Source organism: Acinetobacter sp. QJM3NY_42 (assembly GCF_056173745.1).
The window spans coordinates 1,771,739-1,792,540 of sequence record NZ_CM149689.1; the positions used below are offsets into that span (position 1 = coordinate 1,771,739).

Annotated in this window: 18 protein-coding genes; 8 read left to right on the plus strand and 10 right to left on the minus strand. The window is 37.9% G+C overall.

The annotated features are described in order from the left end of the window. Positions 1 to 455: 455 nt before the first annotated feature. Positions 456 to 1,067, plus strand: a complete 612-nt coding sequence (locus tag AC0VYT_RS08345; protein WP_005019768.1) for a LysE family translocator — start codon at positions 456 to 458, stop codon at positions 1,065 to 1,067. A gap of 94 nt (positions 1,068 to 1,161) precedes the next feature. Here the strand turns inward: AC0VYT_RS08345 and AC0VYT_RS08350 are convergent, their stop codons facing one another. The 3 genes from AC0VYT_RS08350 to AC0VYT_RS08360 all read right to left on the minus strand — a co-directional run bounded on the left by AC0VYT_RS08350 (position 1,162) and on the right by AC0VYT_RS08360 (position 3,890). After that, a complete protein-coding gene (locus AC0VYT_RS08350) occupies positions 1,162 to 1,653 on the minus strand; it encodes a flavin reductase (RefSeq protein ID WP_005019766.1) in 492 nt (163 codons plus the stop codon). Positions 1,654 to 1,838: 185 nt separating this feature from the next. Continuing rightward, the gene (locus AC0VYT_RS08355) at positions 1,839 to 2,882 is read right to left on the minus strand and encodes a methionine synthase (RefSeq protein ID WP_005019764.1); all 1,044 of its coding nucleotides are present in this window, start codon (positions 2,880 to 2,882) and stop codon (positions 1,839 to 1,841) included. Positions 2,883 to 2,903: 21 nt separating this feature from the next. Then, positions 2,904 to 3,890, minus strand: coding sequence for a DUF1852 domain-containing protein (locus tag AC0VYT_RS08360; RefSeq protein ID WP_005019763.1), 987 nt, complete (start codon positions 3,888 to 3,890; stop codon positions 2,904 to 2,906). Between the two features lie 678 nt (positions 3,891 to 4,568). On the opposite strand from AC0VYT_RS08360, the gene AC0VYT_RS08365 reads away from it, so the two are divergent. After that, complete coding sequence (locus tag AC0VYT_RS08365) at positions 4,569 to 5,903, plus strand: PepSY-associated TM helix domain-containing protein (RefSeq protein ID WP_005019761.1); 1,335 nt, start codon at positions 4,569 to 4,571, stop codon at positions 5,901 to 5,903. A 396-nt stretch (positions 5,904 to 6,299) separates the two neighbouring features. Here the strand turns inward: AC0VYT_RS08365 and AC0VYT_RS08370 are convergent, their stop codons facing one another. Further along, entirely contained in the window at positions 6,300 to 6,812 is a 513-nt protein-coding gene (locus tag AC0VYT_RS08370; RefSeq protein ID WP_005019759.1) for a hypothetical protein, read from the minus strand. 335 nt (positions 6,813 to 7,147) lie between these two features. Between AC0VYT_RS08370 and AC0VYT_RS08375 the strand changes: the two genes are divergently transcribed. Next, positions 7,148 to 7,447, plus strand: coding sequence for a hypothetical protein (locus AC0VYT_RS08375; RefSeq protein WP_005026535.1), 300 nt, complete (start codon positions 7,148 to 7,150; stop codon positions 7,445 to 7,447). Positions 7,448 to 7,804: 357 nt separating this feature from the next. Next, positions 7,805 to 9,859, plus strand: a complete 2,055-nt coding sequence (locus AC0VYT_RS08380) for a TonB-dependent siderophore receptor (protein WP_171053892.1) — start codon at positions 7,805 to 7,807, stop codon at positions 9,857 to 9,859. A gap of 384 nt (positions 9,860 to 10,243) precedes the next feature. On the opposite strand, the gene AC0VYT_RS08385 is transcribed toward AC0VYT_RS08380, so the two are convergent. Then, on the minus strand, positions 10,244 to 10,837 hold the full coding sequence (locus tag AC0VYT_RS08385) for a DUF4142 domain-containing protein (RefSeq protein WP_005019756.1): 594 nt from the start codon (positions 10,835 to 10,837) through the stop codon (positions 10,244 to 10,246). Positions 10,838 to 11,303: 466 nt separating this feature from the next. After that, positions 11,304 to 12,218, minus strand: coding sequence for a transcriptional regulator GcvA (gene gcvA, locus AC0VYT_RS08390; protein WP_005019755.1), 915 nt, complete (start codon positions 12,216 to 12,218; stop codon positions 11,304 to 11,306). Positions 12,219 to 12,510: 292 nt separating this feature from the next. Here gcvA and AC0VYT_RS08395 point away from each other — a divergent pair, with 292 nt between their 5' ends. The 3 genes from AC0VYT_RS08395 (at position 12,511) to AC0VYT_RS08405 (ending at position 14,746) form a co-directional block, all read left to right on the plus strand. Continuing rightward, entirely contained in the window at positions 12,511 to 13,194 is a 684-nt protein-coding gene (locus AC0VYT_RS08395; protein ID WP_005019753.1) for a cupin domain-containing protein, read from the plus strand. Between the two features lie 171 nt (positions 13,195 to 13,365). Further along, positions 13,366 to 14,547 (plus strand): MFS transporter, encoded by a 1,182-nt coding sequence (locus AC0VYT_RS08400; protein ID WP_005019752.1) that lies wholly within the window; start codon positions 13,366 to 13,368, stop codon positions 14,545 to 14,547. A gap of 139 nt (positions 14,548 to 14,686) precedes the next feature. Next, positions 14,687 to 14,746: a hypothetical protein gene (locus AC0VYT_RS08405; protein WP_443744788.1), complete on the plus strand. Its 60-nt coding sequence runs from the start codon at positions 14,687 to 14,689 to the stop codon at positions 14,744 to 14,746. Between the two features lie 515 nt (positions 14,747 to 15,261). Here the strand turns inward: AC0VYT_RS08405 and aliA are convergent. The 4 genes from aliA to AC0VYT_RS08425 form a co-directional block, all read right to left on the minus strand. Further along, positions 15,262 to 16,896 carry a cyclohexanecarboxylate-CoA ligase gene (gene aliA / locus AC0VYT_RS08410; RefSeq protein ID WP_005019750.1) on the minus strand — a complete coding sequence of 545 codons (1,635 nt, stop codon included), beginning with the start codon at positions 16,894 to 16,896 and terminating at the stop codon, positions 15,262 to 15,264. Between the two features lie 48 nt (positions 16,897 to 16,944). After that, positions 16,945 to 18,102 carry a cyclohexanecarboxyl-CoA dehydrogenase gene (gene aliB, locus AC0VYT_RS08415; RefSeq protein WP_005019748.1) on the minus strand — a complete coding sequence of 386 codons (1,158 nt, stop codon included), beginning with the start codon at positions 18,100 to 18,102 and terminating at the stop codon, positions 16,945 to 16,947. Between the two features lie 12 nt (positions 18,103 to 18,114). Then, complete coding sequence (gene badI / locus AC0VYT_RS08420; RefSeq protein WP_005019747.1) at positions 18,115 to 18,897, minus strand: 2-ketocyclohexanecarboxyl-CoA hydrolase; 783 nt, start codon at positions 18,895 to 18,897, stop codon at positions 18,115 to 18,117. A gap of 75 nt (positions 18,898 to 18,972) precedes the next feature. Then, positions 18,973 to 19,737 (minus strand): glucose 1-dehydrogenase, encoded by a 765-nt coding sequence (locus AC0VYT_RS08425; RefSeq protein WP_005019745.1) that lies wholly within the window; start codon positions 19,735 to 19,737, stop codon positions 18,973 to 18,975. A gap of 503 nt (positions 19,738 to 20,240) precedes the next feature. On the opposite strand from AC0VYT_RS08425, the gene AC0VYT_RS08430 reads away from it, so the two are divergent. Beyond that, on the plus strand, positions 20,241 to 20,723 hold the full coding sequence (locus AC0VYT_RS08430) for a MarR family winged helix-turn-helix transcriptional regulator (RefSeq protein WP_005019743.1): 483 nt from the start codon (positions 20,241 to 20,243) through the stop codon (positions 20,721 to 20,723). Positions 20,724 to 20,802 lie beyond the last annotated feature (79 nt).

Consider the following 20,802-nt stretch of genomic DNA (forward strand, 5'->3'; position numbering starts at 1 on the left):
CCTTTAAGGGTTATGCTTTTTTATGCTATATAATTTTTACTGATTTTTTCACAATTGAAGTTACTTTGTTCTATATTAAGTAACCCTGCTTAATCTTGATGAGCAGGCATTACGCTCTCTATTTCTATATTCCCCTTAAAACAATTAATGGCATACTGAACTATTCTATTTTTAAATATATAATAAATATTATAATATTTATCAGGATGAGTGTTCATATAACAGTTATTAACATTATCAGATATTTATTAAAAACAACAACATGATTAAAATTTTAATATTTTCTTACTTGTACTCAGGCTGGATATTAATCCATATTTAATATACATGAGCAAACGCTCTACACATCAGGTCTTTTGATCTATCAATTTTAGCGAGTTTTGATAATAGAGTTTAATTTTTATTTATTCAGACGTTATCATATAGGCTCTAGTTTTACACCTGATCGACTGAATATGGCTGAGCTTCTTATACCATTCTTTATAGCAATTATTCTATTAACAATAACCCCGGGACTGGATACAGCATTAATTATACGAACAGCTACTGTAGGAAATAAAAGTAAAGCATTCAATGCAGCCTTAGGTATTGCGTGTGGCTGTTTAGCATGGGGTGTACTTGTAGCTTGTGGAATAGGCGCTATTTTAGCTACCTCTGAACTTGCATTTAACCTGTTAAAATGGTTAGGAGCTGTTTATCTGGTATGGTTAGGTATTGGCTTGATTTTTAAACCTCGAACAGCTTTTGAGATAACGTCAAATCCTAACAAACAGGAAAATTGGTTTTTAAAAGGTTTGATTACGAATATATTGAACCCTAAAGTCGGGTTCTTCTATGTCTCATTTTTACCCCAGTTTATTCCAACTGGTGAAAATTCTACATATTGGCTTTTAAGCTTAGTAGCCATTCATGTAGGTTTAGGCATTTTATGGTCATTATTTTTGATTACTTTGATGAAACCTATTTCGAGATTTCTACAGCAAGGTAAAACTTTGAAAAAAATTGATCAGATAACTGGCTCCATTTTTATATTGTTCGCGCTGAAATTAACCTTCACCAATAGATAACCCCCCATACTATTTACCTGAATGACAATCATGCATTTTAAAAATTTAAACGTTTAACTTTTATAATAAATTTTCATTTGCATAAAGAGTGGGTTTAAGCAGTTTCTGTCTGGCCCACTTGGTGATAAGCACGATTAAAATAAACCAGACTTTGATCATGCTGGCTTTGTTGAATCGCAACAATAGGACAAATCAAAATAGTGTGAGTTCCCACTTGTTGAATTTGCTCAATCTCGCAGTCGAAACTTACCAAAGCATCTTCCAACACAGGTGCACCTGTTTCCAACTCAATCCATGCGCCATGTTTAAAGCGTTCTTCTGGCGTGAGTTTAGATGAAAATGCTTTTGAAATATGTTCGTGATGCGCGCCTAAAACATTTACCGTTAAGATTTTGTTATCCAGGAAATGTGCATGTGAGCTTGCAGCCTGGTTCATACAGACCAATAATGTCGGTGGTGTGTCAGTCACACTACACACAGCAGAGGCAGTAAATCCAAAACGGCCAGACATACCTGCCGTGGTCACAACACTGACTGCACTTGTGAGTAAAGACATTGCATTTCTAAAGTCTGTTGCCTGAACCATGACATTATTCCTAAATTGAACCGTACTTTTTCCTGTGTGTTTGCTATACCGCCCAACTCCATCAGGAAGGTACTATCGACATGCGTTCTGATTAGAACGACATGTAGCAAGTAAAATGAGGGTTACTTGTTTGATTATCAACTGCCATCAAAAAAGTAACCCTTTATACCACTTATTGGTAAATATTAAGCAGTAAGTTCCAATCCCATAAGTTCTCTACGAACGATTTCTGCACCTGCACTTAAAGCATTTAACTTGCCACGTGCTACTTCACGAGAAAGAGGTGCCATACCACAGTTTGTGCAAGGATAAAGCTTGTCAGAATCTACAAACTGAAGCGCTTTACGAAGTGTATTCGCCACTTCTTCTGGTGTTTCAATCTGGTTAGATGCGACATCAATTGCACCGACCATCACTTTTTTACCGCGAATAAGCTCGAGTAAATCGATAGGTACATGTGAGTTGTGACATTCTAATGAAATGATATCAATGTTAGAAGCCTGAAGTTTCGGAAATGCTTCTTCATATTGACGCCATTCCGAACCGAGTGTTTTTTTCCAGTCTGTATTGGCTTTAATGCCGTAACCATAGCAAATATGAACCGCAGTTTCACATTTTAGGCCTTCAATAGCACGTTCCAAAGTCGCGACACCCCAGTCATTGACTTCGTCAAAGAATACATTAAATGCAGGTTCGTCAAACTGAATAATATCTACACCCGCAGCTTCTAATTCTCTTGCTTCTTGGTTCAAGATTTTAGCAAATTCCCAAGCCAGTTTTTCACGGCTCTTGTAATGACCGTCATAAAGCGTATCAATCATGGTCATTGGGCCAGGTAACGCCCACTTGATAGGTTGATTGGTTTGCTGACGTAAAAACTTGGCATCTTCAACAAAAACCGGCTTTTGACGTGATACCGCACCCACTACAGACGGTACACTTGCATCGTAACGGTCACGAATACGAACTGTTTCGCGCTTCTCAAAATCTACGCCATTTAAGTGTTCAATAAACGTGGTCACAAAGTGTTGGCGGGTTTGTTCACCGTCACTCACAATATCGATGCCAGCAAGTTGTTGTTCATGCAGCGCCAAACGTAACGCATCTCTTTTACCTTCAGCTAAGCCTTCATTTTCAAGTTTCCAAGGTGACCAAAGCTTTTCAGGTTCTGCAAGCCAAGACGGTTTAGGTAAGCTGCCAGCAGTTGAAGTCGGTAATAATTTTTTCATGATCAATGACCTGTATATATATTAATTAAGAGCGTAATTTGCAGACCACTGCTCAAGAATCGCTTGGTATGGTTTGATAAATTGCTCTTCAACAAACTTCCCTTGCTCAATAGCCAGACGGCTACGTTCTTCTCGGTCATACACAATGCGAGTGAGTGAATAGTCTTGATTCTTCAAACTTGGCTGATAATATTTACCGGCAACTGAATTTGCATTATAAATTTCAGGTCGGTAAATTTTTTGGAAGGTTTCCATTGTGCTGATGGTACTGATCAACTCAAGGTTGGTATAATCACTCAACAAATCACCTGAAAAATAGAATGCTAAAGGCGCGGCGCTATTTGCCGGCATAAAATAGCGGACCTTTAAGCCCATTTTTTGGAAATATTCGTCAGTTAATGAATAGTCTTCTTGCTTGTATTCGACACCCAAAACAGGATGTACATTTTCAGTACGGTGATAGACCTTACTTGTTGAAACGCTTAGGCAAATGACAGGCGCTTTTTTAAAGTTTTCTTTGTAAGTGTTTGAGTTAATGAAACTTTTAAACAGGTTGCCATGTAATTCACCAAAATTTTCTGGTGTGCTAAAGCTAGGCTGATCTTTATTATGATCGAGCAACAGCACACTAAAATCATAATCACGGACATAAGAAGAAAAATTGTTGCCCACAATACCTTCAATACATTTACCGGTTTTTTTATCGATAATATTGGTTTTCAATATTTCAATCAAAGGAAGCCCACTGCTATGGTTTTGCACATCAATATTCATTTCAACTGAAATGATTTCAAGCTCAACAGCATAGCGGTCACCTTTAGGGTTGTCCCAATGAGCCAAGGCATTGAAACGATTATCAATCATGCGTAATGTGTTGCGCAAATTTTCCTGACGGCTCATCCCTCTTGCCAAGTTAGCAAAGTTGGTGGTAAGGCGCGTATTGTCTGCCGGACGATAGTTTTCATCGAAACAAATACTTTTAATCGTAAATGTAAATTCTTTATTCATTGTGATCAGTACCCTAATTTCTGAGATAAACCTAAAAAATCTTTTTGCTCTTTTTAAACTTTCCAGCCTTATCGGTTTTGCGCCTTTTGGTCTTATCAAAAGTGAATTACTGGAGCGCTTCAGAACATGAATAGATTTATACCGTAATCACAACATGAATAAAAATGATTTAGTCTCATTGGAAAGTGAGTAAAATTCATTTTTAAAAACTAATGCTATTAGAATTAAAGAATATTGGTAAAAAAAATGAGATTTTTAAATTCTTTTCCTACTAATAATTTTTTAATTTTCTACATGTTATAGTGTAGGAGCTTATATTTATTCTGATTTAATCATCGTACTTATGATTTACATCATATATGTATATGGTTATATCTGAGCAGATAGAGGGTTGGTACATGATTTAACGGGTTATAGCGTTATAATTTGAACTGGTAATTTTAGTAACACATAACAGAGCTTAATCATCATTAGAAAAAATTTTCAAAAATAACAGTTTGATTTAAGAATTTTGAATATTACTGAATTTTTTATATAAGCCTTTAACTATACTTCTATACATCATAGCTAGCATGATTTTATTCAAGTTTTATCGCATAAAGATTATATAATTTAATATTCTTCTAGTGCTCATTTTTTGAATATAATCTATTTTTAAAGTCATATGTTGAATACCAATTGTTAAAGCTGCTTCATAATCAATTAGGGATTTTAATTGCCCCTTTTATTTTTATTGCCTCTTTAACAGGGCTACTCTATGGCTTAACACCCCAGCTTGAGAGCTTTATTTATAAAGAGCAGCTATCCGCACTACATAGCCCAAACCATAAAACTCAACCTCTTAGTCAACAGGTTGCAGCTGCCTCAATTTTTTTACCTCATGATGCAAAGATATTTGCAGTTCGAACACCGCAGACTTCTGAACATACCACACGCATTCTTTATCAGGTGCCCAACAACCCTGATACAGTTAAAGCAATATTTATAAATCCATATACATTAAAGGTCCAAGGTCAGCTTCCTGTTTACGGTACCAGTGGGGTTTTACCTTTAAGAACTTTTTTAGACCAGTTACACCGCAGCTTATTACTAGGTGAGTATGGTCGTATATATAGCGAATTTGCAGCAAGCTGGTTAGGACTATTTGCTTTAACTGGCCTGATTCAATGGTGGAGCTATCGTAAAAAAAATAAATCCATTCATTCACGCCATTCACGTATCAAATGGCATTATATTTTCGGTTTAACTGTATTACCGATGCTATTTTTCTTTTCTCTTACCGGTTTAACATGGTCAAAATGGAGCGGAGCAAACATTGCACAACTTCGCCATTTACTCAATAGTGATACACCAACTTTGTATCTGGCATTAAATCCAAAAACGATGAATGTGACAAATCCACATGCTGAACATTACATGCAGATGGATATGCCAGGCCAACACCTTTCAACTACATTAAACTTCAAAGACTTTGATCGTATTGTCGAGCTTGCTCATCAAAATGGTTTAAACGCACAAGCATTACAAATTAAACCCAGTTATCAAAAAGATCGGGCCTGGTCGATAGAAGAAATGAATCATCGTTGGCCAATTCAAATCGATGCTTTAGCGGTAGATATGTCAACTCAACATATTATTGACCATTTAAGATTTAGTGATTTTCCATTATCTGCAAAATTAACACGCTGGGGAGTAGATTTACATATTGGGGTTCTGTTCGGCTGGCTAAATCAAGTTTTGCTAGTTCTGTCTGCAGCCATAATCTTATTAGTACTAATATTTTCTTATCAGGCATGGTGGACTTACCAACGACCTTTAGATACATTACGAAAGTTTAACCAAGACCTATGGCAACAGTGGAAAAATTGTAATCAATTCCAAAAAATTATTTATATCAGTATTTTATTTGGCTTATATTTTTTACTACCTGTATGGACGATAAGTGTAGTGCTATTACAATTAATTGCAACAGTGTTCCACTATTTAAGTCTCAAAAAATCCCATAAAAATTAAATGCATAAGTGATCAATATTTAATTTATTCGTGTCCCGTGAATAGATTTATACAGCTAATTTGCTTCATAGGTTTTTCGATTAAAAATAATTGAGTAATAAAAAACCCCGGCATCCTGCCGAGGTTTCTCATATTGGGTTGCTAGATATAACTCCTGTCTTATCTCACAGTCCTGGTGCTGAAACTTATTATTATTGTTTTATGTTCTGGAACATCCTGTTCCTTCATAACTTCATCATAAAAATATTCTCATCGACTGCATAGCAGCTATAAGCGCCTATGCATGTCAGTGAAAACTTACAAAATTTTATGCTCATCTATTTTATAAGTTAGGTAGCCTGTTCCAACATATGACTGCTATGGAAAGCTACTTTATTTCTTATCGTAGATACATTATTAACGTTCACTCCTACCCTCTACTATACGTAGGGGGGTCTGTTCAAATGTTCCTATTTTCACATCAGCAGGAATATAGATTTCAGCTGCTAGAGGAACTTTTAACGCTGAATACCGTGTATCTACGCTCAGAGTAATTGCTTTTAATTTTTTGTTTTCATTATAGACAGGACTTGATACCCAACGTAATTGCATTACAGCATATTGCCCATTATCAATTACTAAATTTTGAGCCAGCTGTTCAGGTCTGGTACCATTTTCCAAAGGCAAAATCTTATCTTCTGAGCCATAAATTTTAACTCGTGGACGTGCCGGGAATTGGCATTCTGGTCCTTTATTATAAATTTTAATTTCTGTACCAGAATGTGACATACCATTAAAATCACCTGCTTTATTATCGACCTGAATAGTTAACTGCTCTGCTCGGCACTCTTGTACTGCAGATGAGTCCATGACCAACTGTTGCGGAGTTGGAATGAGTAAAATGGCCAATAATGGATTGGTGAATAGCATAGAAAGCTCCTAAAAGAGATAAAATACATTGCCTGACAGTTACAGAATTTCAGGTACTCCTTTGGTATTGAATTTAAAAAGTTCTATTTTTGATTCATGGGGATGATTAATAAGCTAACAACAACTGCAAAGTTATATTTTTATTTATTAAGTATTGATTAGGTTAAAATTTAATTTAAACCTTTTTAAGCCACCTCTAGAATCCTTTAAAATAGTTTCTGCTTGATATAACAAACTAAAATTAAAATACAATTCTAAGATATACCTGATTTTGGGGACTAAAGATAAAAAAGACATGGATAGATCAAGTGATCAAGAAAATAATATCTTTAAATATGTTAGCACTGGTAGCGACTTATAGTTCTTTATTCTACCAGACTACTATTGATGTTGAACGTCTAGCCGTCGATACCATCGAGAAGGATGAGGTAATAGCTGGAGGAGCACCTTTCCAATTTCTTATCGATGGAGAAATTTCGCCTGTAGGTAGCATCGGTATTGATCCTTTATCCTTAGTTATAGGTTTAGACGAGTTCCACTACCTATACTTTATTCTAGACTATATATTCTGGTTATTGATTCTTCTAAGTCTTTATTTTATTTATTTAAAATATGGTCACTTAAAGCGCACTTAAAACTATTTGGTGTTTAGTTGAATTACTTTATCCAGATGGTGTTCCCAGCCGCGGTTCGGTTATTTCTTCTGCTGCTTTTAATATCATAATTTAATGAAGAGTGTTTGGCTCGGTAACTTCCTATCTATTTAATACTTATATTACTTCTCTTTTTTAGCAGAAATGAACAATCTGTTTTTGCTCTTTTATATTAAATTCAAGTTAAGCAGAGACTTATATCTAATAAAGTACTATAACGATAGATTATATTTACTTTTTAAAAATGTAAAATACAATCATTATCATAAAAATCTTGTGAAACTATATTCTGTGTTAAAACGTCACCTACTTCTCGGTTTGTTACCACTTAGCTGTCCTATTTTCGTATTTGCAAATGACCAAATTAGCTCATTACCTACTATCAGTTTACAGGCAACCAGCAAAACTGATAATGCTCATCTAGCCTATAAGGTCAGTACGGCAAGCTCTGCCACACGTACTCATACCTTATTGAAAGATACTCCTCAGGCAGTCACGGTTGTCTCTGAAGCAGTCCTAAACGATATTCAAGCTACCCGCTTATCGGAAGCTCTTGATGTAGCAGGTATAGGGCGGGCAAATAACTTTGGTGGTCAGGGTTTAACCACATTTACCTCACGCGGGTTTACTAGTGGCGAATACTACCGGAATGGTTTTCCAATTAATCGTGGTTATCCCAATGCACCTGACAGTAATACCATTGAACGTATAGAAGTATTAAAAGGTGCATCCTCTAGTTTGTATGGCCGTGGTGATCCGGGAGGTACATTCAATGTCATTAGTAAAGTACCCCATGCTGAACAAAAAACAACTTTAGGTTTGAGTGTTGATCATGAGGGCCTGTTGCGGGGCACTTTAGATACAGCCGGCGCTTTAACTGAAGATGAGAGTCTTATGTACCGCTTAAATGTCATGGGAGAAAACGGAGATACTTACCGCGACCATGTTGATTCAAAGCGCTGGAATATCGCACCTGTTATTCAATGGAGTCCTTCAGACACCAATAAAGTGACCTTAGAAGCTGATCTGTTACGTAACCAGCATGCTTTAGACCGGGGTTTTACCCGCTACGAAGGACAAAAAAGATATAATTTTGACCCGGCAGAGTACTGGTGGGAAACTGGCAAGAACCGGAATCGCTTATATAATGATAATGACATGCTACAGTTACGTATTGAACATACCTTTAACGATGACTGGACACTTAATATTGGTACTCAATATTTAAATGGAAATCTGCATGGTTATGCAGTTGAGGCAAATGGCATCAAAGCTAACACAGATGGTGAGTTACTTACCCGTAATTATAACTGGCGTAATTTAGATTGGATTGATAAAAACTTTCAGGCCAATATAGTCGGTAATTTCAATTTATTTAATTTAGAGCATACTTTAATTTCAGGCATAGAACTTGAAGATTATGATTATAAATCTTTTATTATTCGTTCGAAGGATCATTTTGATTTAGATATTAATCATCCATATAAACCACAAACATTGCCAGAATTAAATAATATAACCACCCATGACCGTGAACAATTAAAAAGCCAAGCTTTATTTATTCAGGATCAGATTCATCTGACTGGTCGTTTAAACACCTTGCTTGCTTTACGCTTGGAAAGCTATCAGCATGATTATCACAACTTTATTTCTAATACATCTTGGTCTACAGATAACCATGCTCTTATTCCGCGCATTGGTATGACTTATGATCTGACCGGCCAACTGACAGCATATGCCAATATTAGTAAATCATTTAAGCCTAACTCCGGAGCAGATCGTAATAATCAGGGCTTTAACCCTGAAGAAGGTATTTCTTATGAAATAGGCACAAAATACACATTACTAGATGAACAGCTTTCTTTTGACACTGCCATTTATTATGTAAAAAAAGAGAATATTTTAACTCTTGACCCAACAGACTCGACTAAAAGTATTGCTGCTGGAGAGTTATCGAGTAAAGGTTTTGACTTAAGTCTGATAGGCAATATTATACCGGCGTGGAAAATTATAGGAAACTATTCATATGTCGATGCTAGTGTAAATAAAGACAATACCTTAGAAAAAGGAACACATCTAGCCAATATTCCTCAAAATTCATTTAATTTACTCAGCATTTATGAATTTAAATCAGGATTATTTGATGGTTTAGGCATAGGCATTAATCAGCGTTATATTGGTAACCGAAAAGGTCAGACTGCAAATAATACTTATACGATGGGCAGTTATGCAACAACTGATTTAATTTCATACTATGACTTAAATCCTGATTTAAGATTCAGCTTTGATATTAAGAATATTTTTAATAAAGAATATGATGATAGTGCTTTTAACCGCTATGTATATCCTGGACAACCACGCACTGCAAAGTTAGGTATTACATACAGTTTTTAGTTAAAGAGCGCAGATATTCACTCTTAATTCCACTTTAAATAATAGGTAGCATAATAAGCCTTATTTCTGATTTTTTAAGTAAGAACGATAAGGCTTCAATTAACTAAAAAATACTGATTTATGAGAAAACATTTCTAATATATTTATAAAATATCTATGAGCAAAAGATTTTCTTCGGATTAGATATCTAAAATAGAAGCTAGAGAATAGGATGAGTATTTATCAAACTTTATCTAGCCTATTTACTTGGTACAAGAGATATTATTAGTAAAATTCTTTTATTGTATAATTTAATCTTAGTATTAAATTATACAAACTTAAAAGGCCTAGCATGATGAATGCTAGACCTATTTAAAAAATATAAATATATGGATGATTTTAATGTTACTTCATCATTGAAACCATTTGTTCAGCCATTTGTAAGTGTGTAGCAACCGCACTACGTGTTTGAACAAGCATGTTCTTTAAGTCAGAGTTTTTAGCATTTGGAATCAATTTTTTATCGATTACCATGAGAACTTTACGATGTACTTCCACTTGGCTCTTCATATAATCTTTATCAGTGTCAGAAGATGATCTGTTAAGTTTATCAACGATCTTATCACTGTCACGCTGTAATAACTTACTAATCTCACTGGTCTGTGGTGTTAGCATCAGACGAGTTGCCAATGCTTGACCTTTTTGCTCATTCGCTGAGTGTTCACGAATCATCATCTGAGCATATTGACGGACTTGAGCCATTTTTAACTTTGGCAAGGCCGCATTTGCCTGCATAATCTCGCCATTGTTGGCAGTACTCAATATTTTAATAATCTGGTTATCAGATAAGTCTTCATGCTTATCATGCCACATTTTAGAATGATGTTTTCGATCATCCATAGAGTGATGGTCTTTGGTTGTACTTTGGCATGCAGTCAGGCCTAATATACTACTAAAAGCAATACAGCTGACTATCTTTTTCACTGTTATAGTTTCCACTTTGGCATCCTTTTAGAGTTTTATTATTGAAGTAACTTTTTTAAGATAGTCTAATTAAATTGGAAATAGTGTACTTTTTCAGTTGCTTTGTTAGATAAATGTATAAACATATTATAGCTTTAAGTAAATAGTTAATTTAAATAGTTTCTTAAAGTATAAAAAATTAATTTAATAAAAAGAAACCAACTATTATTCCTCTTATTTATAAGAGTCATTATATATTTCAAAAAAATAAGAATTTATTATAAAAATAGCTTTAAAATTATAGTTAAATATCTAGTATAAAATTATTTTCAGTAAAACTTTTAAAATAAAAAAAATTCTATTATTTTTAAGTAATATTAATATAGCAAGACACTTTAATTATATATTTCAATTATTCCAATAAACTGGATATACATAATTTATTTAAATAATAGATACTGATACATCTATATTTAAAAACAATATCAAAAAATTATCTAGTTTATAACTTTACCTCGTCCATCAGCCATGTTTTAAAGGCTACGAATTTCGGCTTATTCTGACATTCCTGTCGATAAACAATATAATAGGCCAAGGCCGATGAATACTTCATATCTGGATATAAACGTATCAACTGCCCTGTTTTTAAATCATCTGCCACCATAACACTTCTTGCCAATGCGACCCCATGCCCATCAATTGCTGCCTGTAGTACAGCAGCTGAATTATTAATTTTTAATCCTCGCTGGGCCAAGCCATTGCTCACCTGATTGTACTTCAACCATGTATTCCAAGTAGTAAAGCCAGTATGGACATCCAGCGTTAAGTCATGAATTAAAGGTAGGTTTAATAAGTTCTCTACATATTTTAACAGGTGTCGATATTTCTGATAAAACCCTGGTGAACAAACAGGAAAAACCTCTTCATCCATGAGTTTTTCCGCGACTAATCCTGACCAGTTTCCCTGTCCATATCGCACGGCAATATCAATACCATGTTGAGCAAAATCTACAGGTTCCAAGTTAGTATCCAGTCGAATATCAATTTCAGGATAAGCTTGCTGAAAAGTATCAATTCTTGGCAGCAACCATTTCGATGCAAAAGCCGGGCTGATCGCAACAGTTAAAACACCTGCTGAAGTTTGTGCCTGTAGTTTTTCCAGGCCAAGTAATAGCCTATTAAAACCGGCACGAATATCGGGCAATGCCATTAATGCAGCTTCAGTTACCACCAAGCGGGCTTTTCCCCCTGTACTCCGCTGAAACAATGTAATGCCTAGGTAATCTTCCAGACTTTTAACCAGTTGTCCCACGGCTGCAGGAGTTACATTCAGCTCAATAGCTGCCGTGGAAAAACTTTGATGTCTGGCACTGGCTTCAAAAGCTCTTAATGCGTTGAGATATACAGGAGTTTTCATTCTAAAGATTTTCTATCAATTACTATAAGATTAACTGGTTTGTTTGTATAGAACCATCTTTATAGAATCAATTTTTCACTTTATGGGTCAAAGCCCTTTAAATACAAAACTGGATAAGGAAGCTCTATTGGTCACAATTATATTAAATGTTCTAGCAGGCCTAACCCTATTCAGCGCGTCTGTTAAAAGACGTAAATAGTAACAATCAGTATTAACATTTTTAAGTTTCTCTTCCTATTAATCTTTATCAGATCAACAGGATATTTGACTTTTTGAATAGATGAGACAAAGCATGTGGATTAACGCTGATTTTTCCCAAGTAGCTATGGTTAGACCTAACGATTATCAATGGGTCAAATCTCCTGGTGGTGAAGTTGAACGAGTTATGCTCGATAGAATAGGTGGTGAAACAGCCCGTGCCACCAGTCTGGTTCGTTATGCACCGCAGAGCATTTTTCCAGAGCATCAACATCCATTAGGTGAAGAAATTTTAGTGCTCTCTGGAACATTTACTGAAAATGGCAACCAGCATTATCCAGCAGGCTGGTATTTACGGAATCCGGATGGATCAAAACATACTCCATCCAGTGAAGAAGGCGCACTGATTTTTGTCAAGCTCATGCAAATGACCAGAGAAGATGTACTGTCGGTGCGTATTAATACCCATGAGCCCGAAAACTGGCAAATACTTAATCAGCGTAAGATTTGCCCTTTATATGACTCTCAGGACGAACAAACCTATGTGGAAAAACTAATACCCCATCAGAGTTTTGCTGAGCACAGTGCAAACGGAATTGAACTTCTGGTGATACAAGGTGAATTGCTTGCAAATGGAGAAACTTATCCTGCAGGTTCATGGATTCGTTTACCGATTCAAAACAGCCATAACTTTCATGCTTGTTCAGCAGGAGCAATCCTTTATGTAAAGACAGGACATCTTTTATCTGCTCAAAAATTTATGGAACAGAAGCCATGATAAGGGCCAAGATTGCCACTATTAGTGCAGGTTTAAGCGATCTATTTACCAGAATAGGCTCAATAGACTTATGTACGAATGAAATCAGCTCAAGCCTGGTTCCAGGTGGTAATAATGCTACCTCAAAACACTCATTAATCAATTACTTATAGAAATTCAGGTTTCACTTTTATGCTACAAAATACCATGCACCGCCAGGTTTTCATTCTGGCAAGTTCACAGTCTTTATTCCAGACCATTTCAGTCATGGTGATGACGATTGGCGGACTGGCAGGTGCAAATATTGCCAATACGCCTACCCTTGCCACCCTGCCAATTGCCTCGATGTTTTTAGGTACAGCCATGATGATGTTCCCTGCTTCCATGTGGATGGCAAAAGTAGGTAGACGCAATGGCTTTTTATGTGGCGCTTTTTTAGGTATTTCAGGTGGAATTATTGCAGCGGTTGGTATTATCTATAGTTCACTTTACCTATTGGCATTAGGCACATTCTGTGTGGGAGCATATCAATCCTTTGCCCAGTTCTACCGTTTTGCTGCCAGTGAAGTAGCAGATGATACCTTTCGTTCCCGTGCAATTTCGTTTGTTATGGCGGGTGGTGTAGTTGCAGCATTGATTGGTCCGGTTTTGGCTCGCTTTGGTGGACCACTATTTAATCATCTGGAATATGTGGGCTCTTTCCTGATCATTACTATCGTTTCCCTGATTGCGATGGGAATCTTATCAAGACTACATATTCCAGATCAGGTGGAAATTAAGACCAGTTTTAGTGCAGGACGACCTTGGCTAAAAATTGTATTTCAGCCCATGTATTTAGTGGCTTTACTGGGCGCAATTACTGGTTATGGCATCATGATTTTAGGTATGACTGCCACACCAATTGCCATGCGTCATGCTCATCATGAATTAGGTACAATTACCACTGTAATTCAATTGCATGTACTGGGGATGTTCCTGCCATCATTTTTTACGGGTAACCTGATTGTCCGTTTTGGTGTATTGAAAGTCATGTTTGCAGGTCTCTTACTGTTTGCCTGCTATATCGCTTTTGCCCTTTCTGGTCTGCAATTCCATTCATTTGCCATTTCTCTGGTTTTATTGGGTGTAGGCTGGAATTTCCTGTTTATTGGCAGTACTTCTTTATTAACCAGAACTTATACTCACGAAGAAAAAGCCAAGGCACAGGCCATTAATGACATGACAGTTTTTGTGGTGGGATTGATCTGCTCATTTAGTGCTGGAGCATTACTGGATATAATTGGCTGGAAAGTCATGAATATGGCCCTTATTCCATGGCTGGTTATTACAGCACTTTCTTTAGTATGGTTATCTAAGAAGACGCAGAATGATTAAGTTTCCACAATCAATAATGATAGATATAGCATTGCAATAATAACATATTCATCAATTCACTTATTGCTATGGTAAACAGATACAGGGCATCAGTAAAAAAGCCACAGCCTTTATATAAACTTATGCTTGGCCGGGCAATATCCGAGAGCTGGAAAATCTACTGGAATGTGCCGCCTTTGAACCTAAAATCATCTGTTAATTAAACTAAATGCTTTGTTCCCGAAATGATAGCTATACTGAATACACTGGAACAGATTTAGCTACTATTTTGACAGAAAGCTTCGATCTGGAACAGCAATTAATTCGGCCTACTATGCAAAAAGCCAGACCCAATAGTTCTGAAGCTGCTCGGTATTAGCCGGGCGAAACTGGATTATCGACTTAAAAAGTATAGTTTTTCTTAGCCAGATATTAGACAGTATCGAATTATTTATTGAATAACTATAGAATGACAGTTTCACCTAAAATGAAACTGTCCTGAACTTAATACATATTATATTTAGCGCTTAGCAAAGAAGAAAACTTTAGGCCTGTGAATATTTTAAAATTTAAACCAAGCAGCTACATTATATCGCATTTAAAGTATTCTAAAATTTATAGGTTTAAGCTTTCCTTTCCACATCAAAAATTTTCAATCCTGTTAATAGAAATTATTTTTACTGCTTAGCTTTTATTAAAAAAATAAGCTGATTTTCTAAGTTATTATTTTATAGCTTACTGCAATAACTCTCTCAATTTAAATTTCTGGATTTTTCCAGAGGGTGTCATGGGAATTTCTTCCCAGATTTCTAAACGTTCAGGAATATATTGTATGGCCAGATTATGGGTTTTAAGAAAATCAACCAGTTCATTTAAACTCAAAAGCTGTGCTGGATCTTTTAGTTTGATAATCGCACAGGCACGCTCACCAAGCCTTTCATCTGCATAAGCCACCAATGCCACTACAGCGATATTTGGATGCTTATATAATAGTGACTCAATTTCCGCAACCGGAATATTTTCTCCGCCACGGATAATCACATCTTTCTTACGTCCGCAAATCCGGATGTAACCCTGCTCATCCTGATATGCGATATCTCCGGTATCAAACCAGCCCTCAACATTTGTATCATTTAAATCTGGGCGTTTTAAATAACCTCCAAAACTGGAACATGAACGGATCATTAAACGGCCGGCTTCATTAACAGTTTTACTCTGCCCTTTTTTATCCACGATCTTGATTTCAACACCTGGCAATGCAATTCCATCAGTATTGAAAGAGCGTTCATCCTTATCTTCAGGTCTGGTTAGTGTTACAGCGCCACATTCAGTCATACCCCAAGCTGATATGACTTTAACACCCAGAGTTTCCCGGGCCTTTTGCACCAATGGACCTGGAATGGGTGCACCGGCACATAGGAAAATTTTTAGTGAATCGACTTTATCATGCTGTTCCGCCACGGTATTGGACAAATCATTCAAAAATGGTGTCGAGGCCATGGTGAAATTCACCTGATGCTGATGAATCAGGTCCACGGCTTTGGCTACATCCCAAACATCCTGCAACACCACTTTGGTATTCAGCTGAATCGGCATCATCAGGCCATACATAAAACCGGTCTGGTGTGCCATTGGTGAAGCCATTAACACCACATCATTTTCAGTTAAATGCAGTCTTTCTGCATACGGCACAATATTAGAAAATAAGGTATTGGCAGTATGCATCACGCCTTTCGGTTCACCGGTCGTGCCTGAGGTAAAAATCAGCTGGGTAATATCATCCGGCCCAGATTCCATGTTATCTAGTTCAGCAACTGCTGAAGCATCCTGTTCCAGACTATGATTGAGTAACAGATGATCAAAATTATTCTCGCCTTCACCATTGACCACCACTACATGCTTCAAGCTATCCAGCTTGTTTTGCAGCTGATTGGCCAGCTGTTCATGATTAAAATTGCGGAACGTTTTAGGTACAACAAAAACTTTGGATTCACCACGTTTGAGCATGAATTCCAGTTCACGTTCACGGAAGATCGGCATAAGCGGATTGAGTACTGCACCGATACGGCTGCAAGCCAAGTAAAGTAAGGTAAATTCCCACCAGTTCGGCAACTGGCAAGACACCACATCATTTTTTTCAATACCTAGCTGTTTCAGACCCAGCGCAATTTTATTGGTCATGTTCCAAAGCTGCTGATAACTGAAAGTCTGTTCAGTTTGATTCTCGACCTTAACGCTTACTAAAGCTGTTTTGTCCGGATTCTTTTCTACGGCACTGCGTAAAAAATCGAGTATTGTCTGGTTTAACCAGTATCCCTGTTTGAGCATGGCCTCTTTTCTGGCCGGGATCAGAACCGCATCGAAATCCATTCGCTTACTCCTCATTATAATTTTAGTTCAGGCCTGTGCTTATTTTCATTAAGCCGGCACTGCCTTACGCCCTGCCTTATGCCGCGCAATAATGGTTTTCATGATCTGGGCTGTTCCATCACCAATCTGGAAGCCAAGTACATCACGCATCCGTTGTTCCATCACACCGCGATCGTAACCGGCATGGCCAAAGGTCAACAGACATTGATGAATTACATCATAAGCCAGTTTTGGCCCCCACCATTTACACATGCCCGCTTCAGAGGTATGGGGCAGATGATTGTCCTTGAGCCACAAGGTTTGCAGGCAAAGTAAGCGTGCAGCTTCAACCTGGGTTTCGTATTCCGCCAGTGGATGTGAAACTCCCTGAAAAGCAGTCAATGGCTGACCAAAAGCTTCACGTTGGGCTGCATATTCCCAAGCTTCATCCAGACTCACCCGGGCAACGGCCAAAACCTGTAAACCGATCAGCGCACGAGAAAAATCAAAGCCCTGCATCACCTGCACAAAACCTTTGTTTTCATCCCCTAGACGGTGATTTATGGGTACGCGAACATTGTCAAAAAAGATTGAACCGCGACCAATTGCGCGCTGACCATGACAGTCAAAACGTGTGGTACTGATGCCCGGTAAATTCATCGGAACTAAAAGCGCTGTCACGCCATGTGCGCTATCTTCATTGGCACCAGTACGACCAAACACTACAGAAGCATCTGCCTGATCGGCCACAGAAATTGAAGTCTTTTCGCCGTTAATGATATATTCATCGCCATCACGTTCAATCTTCAAACGCAAGTTCGCTGCATCAGAACCGCCTCGCGGCTCGGTCAAAGCTATTGAAAAGATAGCTTCGCCTGCAGTGAGTTTTTTCAGCCAAGGCTCAACGACTTCTGGCTGACCATGTTCAGCCAGAATCTGACCATTTAGGGAAGCAAGCAGGTTGATATAGGAGAAACTTAAATCTGCTTTGGCAATCGCTTCATGGATAATTCCAGCCGCCAGTCTGCCCATGCCCTGACCGCCGAATTGTTCCGGCAGTTCAGGTGCAATAAAGCCCATTTCACCCATCTTTTTGACTAGATCACGGTCAAAGATTCGACTTTGGTCTCGTTCCAAAAAGCCTGGGGCAATATATTTCTGGGCAAATTTTTCTGCTGTTTCTGCCAAAAACTCGAGCTCTTCAGTGATATAAGGATTCTTTTTCATGGATCAGTCTCCTTATTTGGCATATTTACGGAATTCAGGCTGACGTTTTTCTTTCAGTGCATTGACTCCCTCACGAGACTCTTCAGTATCATAATAAAGTTTCAGCGCATACATCCCCATGCCGGCAATACCTGCCTGATGTGCGGTATCCATATTGAAACTGCGTTTGGCAATTGCTATGGCAGTCGGACTACGCTGACAAATTTCCTCTGCCCAAGCCTGCACTTCAGCGTCCAGTTGATCGGCCGGTACGCATTTATTCGCCAGGCCCATTTCAACAGCTTCCTGACCAGAATAACGGCGGCACATATACCAGATTTCACGGGCTTTCTTTTCACCTACCACACGTGCTAAAAATGCCGTGCCATAGCCCGGATCAACCGATCCCATTTTCGGACCAACCTGACCAAAAATGGCTTTGTCTGAACAGATGGTCAGGTCACAAATGGTTGCCAGCACATTGCCACCGCCAATCGCATAGCCTTGTACACGTGCTATCACCGGTTTAGGCACATCACGGATGGCGGTATGTAATTCTTCCATCGGCAAGCCAATCGTTCCACGGCCATCATAATTTCCATCATGCGCGGACTGGTCACCACCGGTACAGAAAGCTTTTTCGCCTGCACCCGCCAGCACAATTGCGCCCACGTTACGGTCATAACCTGCTCTATTTAACGCCTTGATCAGCTCGTTACAAGTGGTGCCACGGAAGGCATTCATTTTTTCTGGACGGTTAATCGTGATCCAGGCAACACCGTTTTTAACTTCATATAAGATATCTTCAAAATTCATTTTCTTTACATCCTGTACTGTTTTTATCTATCTGGTTGAACTGTGATGGTTATGAAATTAAATGATGATTTCCGTTTAACCGTTCATGGTTAAACCGCCAGAGACACTGAGTACCTGTCCGGTAATAAAGCTGGCATCATCGCTCAAGAAAAAGGCAATGGCAGAAGCCAAATCATCCGGTTGACCCAAACGACCCAGTGGAATGGCACGAATAAAAGCTTCACGTAATTTTTCCGGATTTGACGCGCCTTCAGTCACGCCTGCAAGCAAAGCCGTATCTGTAGGTCCCGGGCAAATCACATTAATTTTGATGTTATGACGTGAATGCTCACGTGCCAGCGTTTTAGAGAAAGATAAAAAGCCGCCTTTACAGGCCGCATAGACTGCTTCACCCGAAGAGCCGACCCGGGCCGCGTCAGAAGCAATATTGACAATACTGCCGGAATTGCGTTCTACCATGCCTTTTAGCACAGTAAAGTGCATATTCAGCATACCGACCAGATTGATCTGGATCAGTTTTTCCCATTCCTGCGGATTGGTTTTAACAAAAGGTTTAAAAATATCCCAGCCGGCATTGTTGACGAGTCCATTAATTGGACCGAGTTCAGTTTCGGTTTTTTGAACTGCCTGCTCAACTACATCACTTTGGGTAATATCACACTGAATTGCCAGTGCCTGACCGTATTGATTGATTTCATTCGCCAGCTTTTCAGCCGCTTCCAGATTCATATCAAAAATGGCAACTTTGGCGCCTTCCTCTGCCAGACGTTGGCAGGTGGCTGAACCAATTCCGCCTGCTCCGCCTGTCACAATCACAACCTTGTCTTTTAATCCCTTCATTGCTCATCCCTACGCTATTTTGTTGTCGAATTTAATCGACTGTTGTTTTAATTCGGTGTGTTTTATCTAAAATAGAAAGAGATTGCATTTATGTAAATATCTTTACATAAAATAATATCTATAAATCATTATTTATATATTTATTAATAACTTAATATTTTTATTTATTCAATGTATTGACCTATATTGGTTTTTAGCTTTAGATTAATTTGAATCTGACCTCACTTTAGAGCCCAAATATGTTTTTTGCATGACAGATAATTTATTCCTTTAAAATCAGGAAGAAAACCTTAGATATTTGGCGAGTGAGCGCAATGGAAGTGAGGAGAAAAAGAGAGATTTCCAAGCCATAAAATTGATCGACTCAGAATTTAAATAGGAAAATTTCTGCAAAAACACTATGATTTTTAAAACAAATGATAAAAGAAACTGATTAAAGCGAAAAAGTGATAGGCTATACTCTGCGCGGCTCGGCTATTTCAGTTTTGAGGATATCCAATATTGTGAGTGATACTTTGTCAAAAAAATATGATCAATCCTTATATTCTGCGCATAACCGGCTTTTTTTCCGGCTGTTTCAGGTGGGCAACAGCCTGGACCGCAAATGCCTCAATGAGCTGAAAATATCTCCAGTACATTGGGCTGTGCTGGGTGCTTTGTCCCGTCCAAAAGTTAAATCAGGAATGTCCTTTTCTGATCTGACTGAATATTTGGGCGTGAGCCGGCAAAATCTGGACGCAGTATTAAAACGGCTAGAACGTGACGGTCTGGTGGAGCGGGTCATTAGTGAACAGGACCGCCGTGCTAAAATTGTTGCGCTGACGGCTGAAGGCTTGGAGACATGGGACAACTTGCAAGCTGATTTCTTTGAGTTTTATGGTCAGGCCCTAAATAAGCTCACCTTTGATGATGTAATTACCCTGATTCATTTGCTAAATAAGGTGAATGATGGACTTAAAAGCATTAAAATTCAAAATCACACCTAAAATATTTTAAGTAATTATAATGCACTTACTTAACAATGTCTTTTTAAAAGTTTGCTCTCCTTAATTAGTAGGTTACTAC

What these genes read in the sequence shown, in the direction of transcription:
- aliA (WP_005019750.1), bottom strand. Translation starts at nt 16,896, where the DNA reads ATGGATTTCGATGCGGTTCTGATCCCGGCCAGAAAAGAGGCCATGCTC.
- AC0VYT_RS08375 (WP_005026535.1), top strand. Translation starts at nt 7,148, where the DNA reads ATGTTAGCACTGGTAGCGACTTATAGTTCTTTATTCTACCAGACTACT.
- AC0VYT_RS08345 (WP_005019768.1), top strand. Translation starts at nt 456, where the DNA reads ATGGCTGAGCTTCTTATACCATTCTTTATAGCAATTATTCTATTAACA.
- AC0VYT_RS08395 (WP_005019753.1), top strand. Translation starts at nt 12,511, where the DNA reads ATGTGGATTAACGCTGATTTTTCCCAAGTAGCTATGGTTAGACCTAAC.
- AC0VYT_RS08425 (WP_005019745.1), bottom strand. Translation starts at nt 19,737, where the DNA reads ATGAAGGGATTAAAAGACAAGGTTGTGATTGTGACAGGCGGAGCAGGC.
- AC0VYT_RS08350 (WP_005019766.1), bottom strand. Translation starts at nt 1,653, where the DNA reads ATGGTTCAGGCAACAGACTTTAGAAATGCAATGTCTTTACTCACAAGT.
- AC0VYT_RS08400 (WP_005019752.1), top strand. Translation starts at nt 13,366, where the DNA reads ATGCTACAAAATACCATGCACCGCCAGGTTTTCATTCTGGCAAGTTCA.
- gcvA (WP_005019755.1), bottom strand. Translation starts at nt 12,218, where the DNA reads ATGAAAACTCCTGTATATCTCAACGCATTAAGAGCTTTTGAAGCCAGT.
- AC0VYT_RS08360 (WP_005019763.1), bottom strand. Translation starts at nt 3,890, where the DNA reads ATGAATAAAGAATTTACATTTACGATTAAAAGTATTTGTTTCGATGAA.
- aliB (WP_005019748.1), bottom strand. Translation starts at nt 18,102, where the DNA reads ATGAAAAAGAATCCTTATATCACTGAAGAGCTCGAGTTTTTGGCAGAA.
- badI (WP_005019747.1), bottom strand. Translation starts at nt 18,897, where the DNA reads ATGAATTTTGAAGATATCTTATATGAAGTTAAAAACGGTGTTGCCTGG.
- AC0VYT_RS08370 (WP_005019759.1), bottom strand. Translation starts at nt 6,812, where the DNA reads ATGCTATTCACCAATCCATTATTGGCCATTTTACTCATTCCAACTCCG.
- AC0VYT_RS08355 (WP_005019764.1), bottom strand. Translation starts at nt 2,882, where the DNA reads ATGAAAAAATTATTACCGACTTCAACTGCTGGCAGCTTACCTAAACCG.